This window comes from Stappia sp., assembly GCF_965276915.1.
Lineage (GTDB): Bacteria > Pseudomonadota > Alphaproteobacteria > Rhizobiales > Stappiaceae > Stappia.
Genome location: NZ_OZ255709.1, coordinates 4,867,205 through 4,879,626 on the forward strand (window position 1 = coordinate 4,867,205; position 12,422 = coordinate 4,879,626).

Annotated in this window: 11 protein-coding genes and 1 riboswitch; of the genes, 10 read left to right on the top strand and 1 reads right to left on the bottom strand. The window is 67.4% G+C overall.

What is annotated here, in order from left to right:
• Window positions 1-199: 199 nt before the first annotated feature.
• Window positions 200-390: riboswitch (cobalamin riboswitch) on the top strand.
• A 116-nt stretch (window positions 391-506) separates the two neighbouring features.
• From ACQY46_RS22700 to ACQY46_RS22725, 6 genes are read left to right on the top strand one after another with little or no spacing between them, the layout of a single operon-like run.
• Complete coding sequence (locus ACQY46_RS22700) at window positions 507-1,316, top strand: class I SAM-dependent methyltransferase (protein ID WP_428698227.1); 810 nt, start codon at window positions 507-509, stop codon at window positions 1,314-1,316.
• Between the two features lie 53 nt (window positions 1,317-1,369).
• The gene (locus ACQY46_RS22705) at window positions 1,370-2,314 is read left to right on the top strand and encodes a DMT family transporter (protein ID WP_428698228.1); all 945 of its coding nucleotides are present in this window, start codon (window positions 1,370-1,372) and stop codon (window positions 2,312-2,314) included.
• Window positions 2,311-3,873, top strand: coding sequence for an ABC transporter substrate-binding protein (locus ACQY46_RS22710; protein ID WP_428698229.1), 1,563 nt, complete (start codon window positions 2,311-2,313; stop codon window positions 3,871-3,873). Before ACQY46_RS22705 ends, ACQY46_RS22710 begins: the two co-directional genes overlap by 4 nt.
• Window positions 3,870-4,823, top strand: coding sequence for an ABC transporter permease (locus tag ACQY46_RS22715; protein WP_428698230.1), 954 nt, complete (start codon window positions 3,870-3,872; stop codon window positions 4,821-4,823). Before ACQY46_RS22710 ends, ACQY46_RS22715 begins: the two co-directional genes overlap by 4 nt.
• Window positions 4,820-5,656: an ABC transporter permease gene (locus tag ACQY46_RS22720; RefSeq protein WP_428698231.1), complete on the top strand. Its 837-nt coding sequence runs from the start codon at window positions 4,820-4,822 to the stop codon at window positions 5,654-5,656. Before ACQY46_RS22715 ends, ACQY46_RS22720 begins: the two co-directional genes overlap by 4 nt.
• Window positions 5,653-7,149 (top strand): ABC transporter ATP-binding protein, encoded by a 1,497-nt coding sequence (locus ACQY46_RS22725; RefSeq protein ID WP_428698232.1) that lies wholly within the window; start codon window positions 5,653-5,655, stop codon window positions 7,147-7,149. Before ACQY46_RS22720 ends, ACQY46_RS22725 begins: the two co-directional genes overlap by 4 nt.
• A 204-nt stretch (window positions 7,150-7,353) precedes the next feature.
• Here the strand turns inward: ACQY46_RS22725 and ACQY46_RS22730 are convergent, their stop codons facing one another.
• Window positions 7,354-8,064, bottom strand: coding sequence for a GntR family transcriptional regulator (locus ACQY46_RS22730; RefSeq protein WP_428698233.1), 711 nt, complete (start codon window positions 8,062-8,064; stop codon window positions 7,354-7,356).
• Window positions 8,065-8,249: 185 nt separating this feature from the next.
• Here ACQY46_RS22730 and ACQY46_RS22735 point away from each other — a divergent pair, with 185 nt between their 5' ends.
• From ACQY46_RS22735 to ACQY46_RS22750, 4 genes are all read left to right on the top strand, one after another.
• Window positions 8,250-9,287, top strand: coding sequence for a C-terminal binding protein (locus tag ACQY46_RS22735; protein WP_428698234.1), 1,038 nt, complete (start codon window positions 8,250-8,252; stop codon window positions 9,285-9,287).
• Window positions 9,288-9,375: 88 nt separating this feature from the next.
• Complete coding sequence (locus tag ACQY46_RS22740) at window positions 9,376-10,392, top strand: TRAP transporter substrate-binding protein (protein WP_428698235.1); 1,017 nt, start codon at window positions 9,376-9,378, stop codon at window positions 10,390-10,392.
• Window positions 10,393-10,494: 102 nt separating this feature from the next.
• Window positions 10,495-11,085 (top strand): TRAP transporter small permease subunit, encoded by a 591-nt coding sequence (locus tag ACQY46_RS22745; protein WP_428698236.1) that lies wholly within the window; start codon window positions 10,495-10,497, stop codon window positions 11,083-11,085.
• A complete protein-coding gene (locus tag ACQY46_RS22750; protein ID WP_428698237.1) occupies window positions 11,078-12,406 on the top strand; it encodes a TRAP transporter large permease in 1,329 nt (442 codons plus the stop codon). The genes ACQY46_RS22745 and ACQY46_RS22750 overlap by 8 nt, the downstream gene beginning before the upstream one ends.
• Window positions 12,407-12,422 lie beyond the last annotated feature (16 nt).

Below are 12,422 nucleotides of genomic sequence, written 5' to 3' on the forward strand. Positions count from 1 at the left end.
TAGCACAGCCGGACGCCCGGCATAACGCCCCGGAGCAAAATCAGCCCGTCCTCGTGCCTCTTGTGCGGCGTTTTGTTATACTATAACAATCATGCCGCTTCGCAGCCAGCGGCCGGCCCCGACCGGGCCCCGTTGCAACCGGTGGATGATCCCGATGCCTTCTCGCCTTTGTGTTGACGCCTGCCGGGCCGGCAACTATTCCTTGTTCCCACGTGCATGGTGGCCCGGATCTCAGGTCCGGGCTGAAAAGGGAACGCGGTTCAAATCCGCGGCTGCCCCCGCAACTGTGAGCGGCGAGCGATCGGCCATCAGCCACTGGAGACATCCGGGAAGGCGGCCGTATCGTGACGACCCGCGAGCCAGGAGACCTGCCTGCACGCTTGTTCTCGGTCCGGGCGGGGTGCACCGGAGCGCTTGGTGCGCCCGCTCGATCCGATCGCGTGTACTTCGCGTGTCCATGCTCTCCGCTTCGGCCCTGCCGATGCACCTGAAGCGTGGATGAGCGAATGACGATTGCGACGAGGCTGCCCCTTGAGGCCAGCAGGGCGAATTTCTCCGTCAAGGACGAGATTCGCGACTACTGGACGAGCCGCGCCGAGACCTTCGATCTCTCCTTCGGACACAAGATCCGCACCGATGCGGAGCTGCTCGCCTGGGCATCCCTGTTCCGCCGTCACGGGCGGATCGCCGACGGCGCCCGCGTGCTCGAACTGGCCTCCGGCACCGGCGAAATCACCCGCGTTCTCGCGCGCATCGGCTGCGACATCGACGCGATCGATCTCTGCGAGGCGATGATCGAGCGGGCCCGCCGCAAGCATCCCGAAACCCGCGTCCGTTTCCATCTCGGCGATGCCGAGAACACCATGATGGCCGACAATGCCTATGACGCTGTTGTCTGCCGGCACCTGGTCTGGACGCTGGTCGACCCCGTCGCCGCCTTCGCCGACTGGTGGCGCGTGCTGAAGCCGGGCGGCCGGCTTGTCATCGCCGACGGCGACTGGGTTTCGACCACGGCCCTCTCCCGCCTTCTCGTGACCCTGTCGCGGACGCTCGACCGCCTGCGGGGCAACCGCCCCCTGTGGGACCAGGCCGCACATGAACGGATCATGGCACAGGTTCACTTCCGCCAGGGCCTGAAGGCCCGCGAGCTTCACCTGATGCTGGCCGATGCGGGCTTCACCGACATGCAACTCGACACGCTCTCGTCCGTGCGCCGCCGCCAGTGGCAGGCGGCGAGCTGGAGCGAGCGCCTGCGCCTCGTCGCCGGGTATGGCGGCCGCACCTTCCTGCTGTCCGCCACCAAACCCTCCACCTGAATCCCCTCGCCTGAAACACGCAGCCTGAAACCCCAATCCGGATCCCGCACCGCATGACCGTCCCCTCTTTCGCACAACGCGCGCCGGACAGCGGCAGCCCCGCCGCCGGCATCGCCCTTCGGCTTGCGGCAACGGGCCTGTTCGCCTGCATGTCGCTGTGTGTCCGGCTCGCCTCCTTCGAGGCGCCGGTCGGACAGATCGTGTTCTGGCGCAGCGCCGTCGCGCTGGTGCCGATCGTCGTCTACCTGGTGATCATCGGCCGGTTCCCGGCAGCCCTTGCGACCCGCAATCCGCTCGGGCATCTGCGCCGCAGCGCCTTCGGCTGCGCCGCGATGTTCTTCTCATTCCTCTCCCTCGCCCATCTGCCGCTGGCGCTCGCCACCGCCCTCGGCTTCCTGGCGCCGCTGGTCGCCATTCCCTTCGCCATGATTTTCCTGAAGGAGCGGCCGGACCCGCTGGTGATCGGCGCCGCCGGCCTCGGGTTCGCCGGCATCGGGCTGATGCTGGCACCGGCCTTCAACGGGCCGGCGCCCGACATCTCGACGCTTCTGGGCGTCGCCGCCGGGCTTGCCTGCGCCCTCACCACCGCCTCGGCGAAGGTCGAGATCAAGCGGCTGACGGCGACCGAGCCGGCCGGAACCATCGCCTTTTACTTCGCGCTCGTTTGCGCCCTCGCCGGCCTTGCCACCGCGCCCTTCGGCTGGAGCGATGCCCACGGAACGACGCTTGTGTGGCTTGTCGGCGCGGGCCTGTGCGGCGGCCTTGCCCATATCGCGATGACGGAGGCCGTCGCCCGCGCGCCCGTCTCCACCCTCGCCCCGTTCGAATACACCGCGATGCTCTGGGCCATGGGCTTCGATCTTGCCGTCTTCGCCCTTGTTCCGGCTCCCCTCAGCCTCGTCGGCGCGGCGGTCGTGGTCGCGGCCGCGGCCCTCGTCGCCTTCGCTCCCCGGCTGCGACTTTTCCGCAATACCGCCACCCAAAGGATGACGCCATGAACCTTGCACATCTCTCCCGCCGACACGTTCTGGCCGGCACGGCGCTGCTCGCGGGCGCGGCGGCCCTGCCCTCGCGCATTGCCATGGCGGCAGCCGGCGGCCCGCAGGTTCGCATCGCCCAGCCCTGGGAGATCCGCTCGACCAATCTTGCCAATTCCGGTTATTCCTTTACCCGCCCCGGCATCGTCGAGACGCTCATGGCGGTGGACGAGAAAGGCCGCCTGGAAGCCGCGCTGGCGGAAAGCTGGTCGGTCAACGAGGACGCGACGCGCTGGCGGCTCGGCATCCGCGGCGACCTCGTCTTTCACGACGGCACGCCCTGCACGGCGCGCGAGGTCGCCGAAAGCCTTGAACGCCTGATCGGGGAATCGCTCTATCTCAAGCGCGCCGGGATCGCCGCGATCGACGTCGAGGACAACGATCTCGTCTTCTCGCTGGACGAACCGTTCGGCCCGTTCCTGTCCTATCTGGTCGACAATTCCGCCGCCATCGTCGCGCGGTCGTCCTTCTCCGCCTCCGGCACGCTCGAGCGGCCCGTCGGCACCGGTCCCTTCCGCCTTGACGAACTCGAGCTGCCCCACGCCATGCGGCTGGTGCGTCACGACGCCTGGCGCGGCGGCAAAGGCACGGTGGAGACGGTGCAATACGATGCCGTCCCCAACGGCGAAACGCGCGGCAATATCGCCATCGCCGGCGACAGCGACCTTGTCTTCAACATCCCCGCCCCGAGCATTCGCCGTGTCGAGGCAACCGGCCTGATGACGATCGACCGGCCGGTCGTCCCGCGCGTTCACACCCTGATGCTGAACTGTGCCAAACCGCAATTTTCCGACAGGCGCTGCCGCCAGGCCATCAACATGGCCCTCGACCGGCAGGCGATTGCCACCGGCATCATGCGCAACCCGGCGCTCGCCGCCACCCAGTACATGCCGCCGGTCCTCGCCAACTGGCATTTCGACGACATCGCTCCGCACAAGAAGGACGTTGCAGCTGCCAATGCACTGCTTGACGACGCCGGCTGGGAACGCGGCACGGACGGCATGCGCATGAAGGACGGCGTCCGTTTCTCCGGCGAAATCCTGACCTTCGCCAACCGGCCCGAGCTTCCCGTCATCGCCACGGCCATGCAGGCGCAGTTTCGCGAGATCGGCTACGATTTGACCATCGGCATCGGCGAATGGACGGCGATCTTCGAGGCCCAGCGCGACGGAAGCCTCGACATGGGCCTGACCTCCCGCAACCTGGCGATCGTCCCCGATCCGATCGGGACGGTGGCCGCCGATTTCGCCAGCGACACGATCCCCCCCGGAGCCGCCGGAACGACAGGCTGGAAGAACGAGGAACTGCGCACCCTTGTCGAACGCTACCTGCGGGAAGCCGACGCGGAACGGCAGGCCGGCCTGCGCCGCCGCATCATCGGCATCATTCACGAGGAGGTGCCCCTGATCCCGGTCGTCTGGTACGACCAGATCATCGCCGTCAACCGGCGCCTGTCGGGCTTTCGCGGCGATCCGTTCGAGCTGCGTTTCAACCTGCAAGACGTGTCCCTGGCGGGATGATGCAGCTCGCCCGGATCATCGGCGCGCGCCTCGCGCAGGCGGCCGCAGTCGCCCTCGTCCTGGCGACGCTGTGCTTTGCCTTCGTCCAGGCCCTGCCCGGCGACCTCGCCCTCAGCGTCGCCGCCGCACGCACCGGCCAGGACCGGTTGACGCCGGAACTGACGGAACGCATCCGCCGCGAGGAGGGGCTCGACCGCCCCCTGTCCGTGCAATACGCGACCTGGATCGGTCGGCTCGCCAGCGGCGACCTCGGCGTCTCGATGGTCAGCGGCAGGCCGGTGGGCGAGGAACTCGCGACCCATGCCCGGCTGACGCTGGTGCTCGGACTGGCCGGCTGGGCACTCTCCTATCTGGTCGCCATCCCGCTGGGTCTTGCCGCCGGCAGGCGTCCCGGCGGCTGGCTCGACCGCGTGACCCAGGGGCTGGCCGTGCTTCTTGCCTCGACACCGGCCTTCCTTGTCGGCGTATTGCTGATCTCGCTGTTCGCGCTCTGGCTTCGCTGGCTGCCCCCGGCCGGCTACCGGTCGGTCGCCCACATGGTGCTGCCCGCCCTGACGCTTGCCCTTGGCCTTGCCGCCTATTCGGTGCGGGTCGTGCGCAATGCCGTGGTCGATGTCCGTTCGGCCTTCTTCATGACCTATGCCGAGATCCGCGGCCTGCCGCCCGGCGCGGCCTTCCGGCGCCACGGCTTGCGCAACGCAGCCATCCCGGTCGTCACCTTCATGGCCCTGCAGATGGCCTACATGATCGACGGCTTTGTCGTCGTCGAGACCCTGTTCGGCTTTCCTGGCCTCGGCAACCTGCTGATCCGCTCGCTGCTGGCCCGTGACATTCCGATGATCATGGGCGCCGGGCTGCTGATCGGCCTCGTCTACGCCCTCGCCAACCTTGCGGCGGACCTTGCCTGCTACCGGCTCGACCCGCGCCTGCGACGGATGGGCAGCGTATGAGCATTACCGACCTCGCCCGCCCGCGCCGCCGGCCGTCGCACGGCCTTGCCGTCGGCCTGGCGCTTGCCGGCCTCCTTGCCGTGTCGAGCCTTGCCCCTTTCTGGCTTCCCCTGCCGGACCCGAACCGCCAGGATCTGATGGCGGTGCTGGTCCCGCCGGGAGCCGGCCATCTGCTCGGCACGGATCACCTTGGCCGCGACATTCTCTCCCGGGTTCTGCACGGTGCCCCGCGCTCGCTCGGCATCGCCCTTGCCTGTGTCGCCTCGACGGCGGTGCTGGGCGTGCTGCTCGGTCTCGCGGCCGCGCTTGGCGGCCGGTTCTCCGATACCCTCATCATGCGCCTCGCCGATCTCGTCCTCGCGTTTCCAGGCCTGTTGCTGGCCCTGCTCTTGGCCGGGCTCACCGGCGGCGGCCTGCTGCCCATGGCGATCGGCATCCAGATTGCCCTGTGGCCGCTCTTTGCCCGCATGGCGCGCGCCAACGCACGCGTCGCCTTGCAGGAAACCCATGTCGAGGCCGCCCGGCTCGCCGGCTTCTCGTCAGGCCACATCCTGCGTCATCACTTGTTGCCGCCCGTGCTGCGCCAGACCGTCTCGCTTGCCGCGCTCGGCGTCGGCTCCGCGATCCTGACGATTTCATCGCTGGGTTTTCTCGGCCTTGGCCTCGAGCCGCCCACGCCCGAATGGGGCGCGATGATCGGCGAACTGCTCCCCTACGCACCGGAAGCGCCGGTGCAGATCCTGGCGCCCTGCCTTGCCATCGTTGCAAGCGTCTTCGCCTTCACCCTTGTCGGCGAGAGCATCGCCGCGCATCTCGCAGGAGGACAGGAATGACCGCGCACGCCTTCTCGCTCGACAGTCTCGAAATCGTCGACCGGACCGGAACGCCGCTTTTGAACATCGGTCCTCTCGCCTTGCGTTCCGGAGAGGTGCTTTGCGTCATCGGCGAGACCGGTTCCGGCAAGAGCCTGCTTGCCCAGGCGGCCATGGGCCTGCTGCCCGGGGACCTCGACGCGCGCGGCGCGTTTCGCTTTGCCGATGGCAAGGTCGTCGATGCGCGGGACCGGGCCTGCCTTCGCGCACTTTGGGACCGCGAGACCTGCATCGTGCCGCAGGAGCCGGCGGCCGCTCTCGATCCGCTTGCCCGCATCGCCCGGCAACTCGTTGTCCCCGCGAACGGATCGGGGATCGCCGACCAGCTTGCCCGGGTCGACCTTCCGGCCGCGACCGGCGGCCTTTACCCTTTCGAGGTCTCCGGCGGCATGGCGCAGCGCGTCCTGATCGCCAACGCCGCTGCCAGTCCGGCCGGGCTTGTGATCGCCGACGAGCCGACCAAGGGCCTCGACACAGACCGCATCGGGCGGGTCACCGGACTTCTCCGGCAGCTCAACGACGAGGGAAAGACGCTTCTCGTCATCACCCACGATCTTGCCGTGGTCCGCGCGCTGGCCGGCCGCGTCGCCATCATGAAGGACGGCGAGATCGTCGAGACGGGCGCGACGGACGAGGTCCTGTCACGGCCCCGGCATCCCTATTCGCGTGCGTGGCTTGCCGCCGATCCCCGCAACTGGCCGGCCTGCCCGACCTGTCTGGCTTCCGACGACGTCGTGCTTGCGGCGCACGACCTCAGCGCGGCGCACCACCCCGCACGCCCCCTTTTCCGCGATCTCGACCTGCATGTGCATCGCGGCGAGGTGCTGGCCGTGACCGGCCCGAGCGGCGTCGGCAAGAGCACGCTCGGCAACGTGTTGCTCGGTTTGCTCCCGCCGCTGCACGGTGAGGTATCCTGGCGCGGCTGCGACATCCTGAGGGATCGCGGCGGATTGCGGCGGCTGCGGCGGCGCTTCCAGAAGCTTCACCAGGATCCCGCCACGGTCTTCGCGCCGCATCGCAGCGTCGGCGCCCAGCTGCACGATGTCATGGCCCTGTCGGCCAGCCGCCCGGACATGGAGGCCCTGCGACCGGTTCTCGAGCGCCTGAGGCTCGCCCCCGCCTTGCTCACGCGCCGCATCGGCGAGGTGTCGGGCGGCGAGGCACAGCGCCTGGCGCTGGCGCGCCTGCTGATGCTCGACCCCTGGCTGATCGTCGCCGACGAGCCGACATCCCGGCTCGATCCGATCGTCCAGCGCGAGACGATGATGCTGTTGCGCGACTGTGTCGCCGAACGCGGGTTGTCGCTCGTTCTGGTCAGCCACAATGCCGAGCTGGTCCGGGCGGTCGCCGACACCGTTTTGCACCTGGACGGGGTGACGCCGGGCCGGCAGGAACCTGTCGCGGCCGGCCGGCAACCGCTGCAACTTGACGCTCCACTGGAGGCGATCGGCTAAAAAATGCGACAATTTCGATAAAAAAAGCTGCAATTTGACGCAGTTTTTTGCTCGGAATTGTCGCGTTTGCACAAGTCCGCCGGAACGTTTCCGTCGTTTCAGGCGCCCCTCCGGTTCTCCGCCTGCCGCGCGGGACAGCCCCTTTTCCCCGTATAGTGAACGGGGACAACGGCGATCACGCCCCGCCGGGAGCGGCCGCCGGCATCACGGCGCCAGAGGGGCAGAGAGGATTTCCAGGCATTCCTCGTCCGACCGCCGCTTGCCCTTCTGGCGGGCCTGCGGGTCCGTTTCCGGCAGCGACAGCGACCGGTTGATGATCAGGATATGCTCCTGCAGCAGGGCCTGCGCCGCCTCGAATTCCCGGCGCGAGACGAGGTCGCGCAGTTCGATATGCTCGGCGAAGGAGCGGCTCCAGAAATTGCCCTCGCCCGACTGCAGCCGGGCACGCAACGCCTCCAGCGCGTTCGCCGTCAGGTCGTAGGCCTTCTCCAGGTAGCGGTTGCCCGCCATCTGCAGGATCGCCCTGTGATAGGCGCTGTCGGCGCGGCTGTAGAGCCACCATTCGCCCACATCGATCGCATGCTGCATCTGCGAAATCGCGCCATTCAGCCGATGCACCAAAGCGTCCGGATCCCGCGCAAGGGCCGTCTCCAGCGCCTCGCGTTCCAGCATCGCGCGGAAGCGGCTCATCGCCTCCACGTCCTGCCGCGAGGGGGTGACAACATAAGTACCCGCCTGCGGCACGATGGTGACAAGTCCCATGTCGCGCAGGTCCATGAAGGCCGCGCGCACCGGCGCCTTGCTCATGCCCAATGCCCGCGCGATCTGCTCCTCCGACAGCCGTTCGCCGAACTCGAACTTGCCCGAAACGATGGCCTCGCGAAGCCGCTCGCAGGCGTCCTGGGTAAGTGACAAGGCCCTCTCCTTCCCGGTCCGGGTGCGGTCCAACGCGGACGACAAGCCTGAAATCACCTGAATTCCGGACTTTTTCAAGCGCGATAAAAACCGTTTGACATTTCGTAAAATTCTAGAATTCTAGAATAGAAACGTCAATCGCCAATCGCGTTCCCAATCGCGCCGCAGAACTCCAAGAGGTTTCCATGACCCGCCTTCGCCTGCTCACCCCCGACGCCCAATACCCGGACGACGCCGAGATCGAGAGGGCGACGGCCGGCGACGAGGTGGACTGGGATATTCACCGGGAGCGCAGCTTCGAACGCCTGCCGGAGGCGGTGCTGCGCGGTTGCGACGCGATGGTGGTCTGGCACGAGATGCCGGTGACGCGGGAGATGATCACGAAGCTGGAACGCTGCCGGATCATCGTGCGGGCCGGCGTCGGCTTCGACCATATCGACCTCGAGGCGGCGGCCGCCGCCGGCATCCCCGTCTGCAACACACCCGACTACGGCACCAGCGAGGTGGCCGATCACGCCATCGCCCTGATGCTGACCCTGCGCCGCGGCATCGGCTCCTACCATCGCAACCTGATGGCCTCGCCGCAGGAGGGCTTCGACCATGCCCGCGCGCCGCTTCTCTCCCGCCTCCGTGGCAAGACCTTCGGCATTGTCGGGCTCGGGCGCATCGGCATCGCCGCGGCGCTCCGGGCCAAGGCCTTCGGCATGCGGGTTCTGGCCTACGACCCCCTGGTTTCCCGCGGGACGGAGATCGCCGCCGGTGTCGACCGCTGCGACAGGCTTGAGGAACTGCTCGCCCAAAGCGACGTCGTCAGCCTTCACTGCCCCCTGACACCGCAGACGCTGAAGATGATCGACGCCGGGCGCCTGTCGCAGATGCGCCCGCACGCGGTGCTGATCAACACGGCCCGCGGCGCCATTGTCGACGTGGATGCCCTGCTCGACGCCCTGCGCAAGGGCACGATCGCCGGCGCCGGCATAGACGTGCTGCCGGTCGAGCCGCCCTCGCCTGCGGACGCCATCGCCCGAGCCTATGCGAACGGAGCCGACCCGATCGTCGGGGAACGGCTGTTCGTCACCCCGCATGCGGCCTGGTCGAGCCCGGAAAGCGTCGCCGACGCCCGCCGCCTGTCGGTGGAGACGGCCATGCAGTTCCTGCGCGAGGGCAGCCTGCGCAACCTCGTGAACACACCGGTCGCGACACCGCTGAGCGGTGTCGCCTGACACGAGCAACCGCCTTCGCGGGAAGCACCCGCGACACGGTCCAAGGACATGGGATCAGCCAAACATGTCCACCCCTGGGAGGAAAACCATGAGAAAAACACTGTTCAACGCCGTCGTCGCAGCCTGTCTGATGACCGGCACCAGCGCCGTGGCGCAGGAGTTCCAGCTCACGTTCCAGTCGGTCGATCCGGCGGGCAATCCGAACTTCGCCATCCAGCAGGCCTGGACCGATCGCGTCAAGGAGATGTCCGGCGGCCGTCTCACGATCGAACTCCTGCCGGTCGGAGCCGTGGTCGAATACAACGAGACCCAGGAAGCCGTCGGTTCCGGCATCCTCGACGGCCATATCACCGACGTCAGCTACTTCTCCGGCAAGGACCCGGCCTTCGGCCTGATCGCCAACCCGACCGGCGCCTGGTCGTCGCCCGACGAGATGTTCCGCTTCATCAACTACGGCGGCGGGCACGAACTGATGAACGAGCTGGAAGGCCCTTATGGCCTGCGCTTCATCGGCGCGACCACGACCGGCCTTGAAGGCTTCGTCTCAAGGCGTCCGCTCAACGGCGTTGACGACCTCAAGGGCCTGAAGGTCCGCGCGCCCGAAGGGCTGATCCAGGAAGTCTTCGCCGCAGCCGGCGCGGTGCCGGTCAACCTGCCTTATTCGGAGGTCTACACCGCGCTCGACAAGGGCGTGATCGATGCCGCGGACTCCACGGTCTTCTCGACCAATCACCAGCAAGGCCTGCACAAGGTCGCCGTGCACCCGGTCTATCCCGGCTTCCATTCCATGCCCCTCGTCGAGGTGTCGATGAACCTGGAGAAGTGGAACGCGCTGCCGGCCGACCTGCAGGCGATCCTCACGGTCTCGGTGCGCGACTTCGCGCAGGATTCCGTCGCCATCCTGTCGATGAACGACCTGAAGGCCTACGCGGAAGCCACCGCCGACCCGAACATCACCGTCCATGACTGGTCGGCGGATGAGCGCGCCAGGTTCCGCACGATCGCCATGGATCAGTGGGCCAAGGTCGCCGAGCGCTCTGAGAACGCCCAGAAGGTCTACGACAAGCTGACCACCTACCTGAAGAGCCAGGGCCTGCTGAACTGATATGGCAGGACCGGGGCGGGCGCGCCGTCGCGCCCGCCCGCATTCTTTCCGACAAACCGGATCTCCCCGACAGCACCGTGCACCAGACCGGAGTGGCTCGCCATGCCCCCAGCGCCGGACCCGCGTCCAGAAACCGCCGACACTGCCGCCACGCCGCGCGAATATCTGCCTCAGGCAGGCCGGCTCGGTTGGGCCATCACGCGCGTCGCACGCCTTTTCGCCGTCGGCATCCTCATCGCCATGGCCGTGCTCGTCCTGGAAATCTTCCTGCGCTACGTCTTCAACTCGCCCACCACCTGGGCGCACGAGACGACCACCTTCCTGAGCGCCGTCACCTTCATCTTCGGCGGCCTCTACTGCGTCGCGCGCAACAGTCATATCCGCGTCGTGCTGCTCTACGACATCGTCGGCGCTCGGCTGCGCAACCTCCTCGACGTGCTGATCTCGATCGCCTGCCTTTGCGCCAGCGCCTTCTTCGCCTGGGCGGCCTGGCTGATGGCGATGAAGGCAACGTTTCGCCCCGATGGCAGCTTCTTCCTGGAAACCAGCGGCAGCGCCTGGAACTCGCCCGCCCCGGCGCTCCTGAAGCTGTTTCTCCTCGTCGTCCTCGTGACGATGAGCGTCCAGTTCCTGCTCCTCACGCTCAATTACCTGCGCGGCCCGACGCCACCGGAAAGGCACGACGATGCTTGAGCTTCTCGACCTCGGAGTGAACCTGAAGGCGCTGGGCATCGAATACGGCACGCTGGTCCTGTTCGCCCTGCTGGTGATGCTGCTGCTGACGGGCATGCCGCTTGCCCTTGTCACGCTGCTGGTGGCCCTGGTCTTCGCCATCGGCTGGTTCGGCCCCAACGCGGTGCCGCTGATCACCAGCCGCGTCTATTCGTTCGTCTCGTCCTTCGTCTTCGTCTCCGTGCCGATGTTCGTGCTGATGGCGGCGATCCTCGACCGCTCCGGCATCGCCCGCGATCTCTTCGACGCGATGAAACTGGTCGGCGGGCGCCTGCGCGGCGGCGTGGCGGTCCAGACCATCTTCGTCGCAGTAATCCTCGCTGCGATGAGCGGCATCATCGGCGGCGAGATCGTGCTGCTCGGCCTCGTCGCCCTGCCGCAGATGCTACGGCTCGGCTATGATCGCCGGCTGGCCATCGGCGTCGTGTGCGCCGGCGGTTCACTCGGAACCATGGTGCCGCCCTCCATCGTGCTGATCATCTACGGCCTGACGGCGAATGTCTCCGTCGGCGAGCTGTTCACCGCCGCCTTCGTGCCGGGCTTCATGCTGGCCGGGCTCTATATCGGCTACATCCTGCTGCGCTCCTACACCGATCCCACGGTCGCGCCTCCCCCTCCGGACGAACGCCCCTCGCTTGCCGAGATGCTGCCGCTGCTGCGCGGCCTGGTTCTGCCGATACTGGTGGTTTCCGTCGTGCTCGGATCGATCTATGGCGGCATCGCCTCGGTGACGGAAGCCTCGGCCATCGGCGTTGCCGGCGTGATCGCCTCGACGATCCTGCGACGGGAGTTCTCGTTCCCGATGCTGCTCGACGCGGCGATGCACACGCTCGCCACCGTCGGCATGATCATGTGGATCGGCATCGGCGCCAGCGCCCTTGTCGGCGTCTACAACCTGATGGGCGGCATCCGCTTCATCTCCTCGCTGATCACCGGCGTCTCGGATTCGCCCACCGTCATCATCCTTCTGATGATGCTCATCCTCTTCGTGCTGGGCATGTTCCTCGACTGGGTCGGCATCGCGCTTCTGACCATGCCGATCTTCGTGCCGATCATCATCGGCCTCGGCTACGATCCCGTCTGGTTCGGCGTCCTCTTCGCCATGAACATGCAGGTGTCGTTCCTGACGCCGCCGTTCGGACCGGCCGCCTTCTACCTGAAAAGCGTGACGCCGCCGGACATCTCGCTCGGCGAGATCTTCCGCTCGCTGCTGCCCTTCATCTGCCTCCAGATGATCGCGGTCGGGCTGTTGATCGCCTTCCCGGCCATCGCGCTCTACTGACCCCGCCTCGCCACCG

Bases quoted from the DNA above. Each gene is read 5' to 3' on its own strand.
- ACQY46_RS22700 (WP_428698227.1), top strand. From the start codon at position 507: ATGACGATTGCGACGAGGCTGCCCCTTGAGGCCAGCAGGGCGAATTTC.
- ACQY46_RS22705 (WP_428698228.1), top strand. From the start codon at position 1,370: ATGACCGTCCCCTCTTTCGCACAACGCGCGCCGGACAGCGGCAGCCCC.
- ACQY46_RS22710 (WP_428698229.1), top strand. From the start codon at position 2,311: ATGAACCTTGCACATCTCTCCCGCCGACACGTTCTGGCCGGCACGGCG.
- ACQY46_RS22715 (WP_428698230.1), top strand. From the start codon at position 3,870: ATGATGCAGCTCGCCCGGATCATCGGCGCGCGCCTCGCGCAGGCGGCC.
- ACQY46_RS22720 (WP_428698231.1), top strand. From the start codon at position 4,820: ATGAGCATTACCGACCTCGCCCGCCCGCGCCGCCGGCCGTCGCACGGC.
- ACQY46_RS22725 (WP_428698232.1), top strand. From the start codon at position 5,653: ATGACCGCGCACGCCTTCTCGCTCGACAGTCTCGAAATCGTCGACCGG.
- ACQY46_RS22735 (WP_428698234.1), top strand. From the start codon at position 8,250: ATGACCCGCCTTCGCCTGCTCACCCCCGACGCCCAATACCCGGACGAC.
- ACQY46_RS22740 (WP_428698235.1), top strand. From the start codon at position 9,376: ATGAGAAAAACACTGTTCAACGCCGTCGTCGCAGCCTGTCTGATGACC.
- ACQY46_RS22745 (WP_428698236.1), top strand. From the start codon at position 10,495: ATGCCCCCAGCGCCGGACCCGCGTCCAGAAACCGCCGACACTGCCGCC.
- ACQY46_RS22750 (WP_428698237.1), top strand. From the start codon at position 11,078: ATGCTTGAGCTTCTCGACCTCGGAGTGAACCTGAAGGCGCTGGGCATC.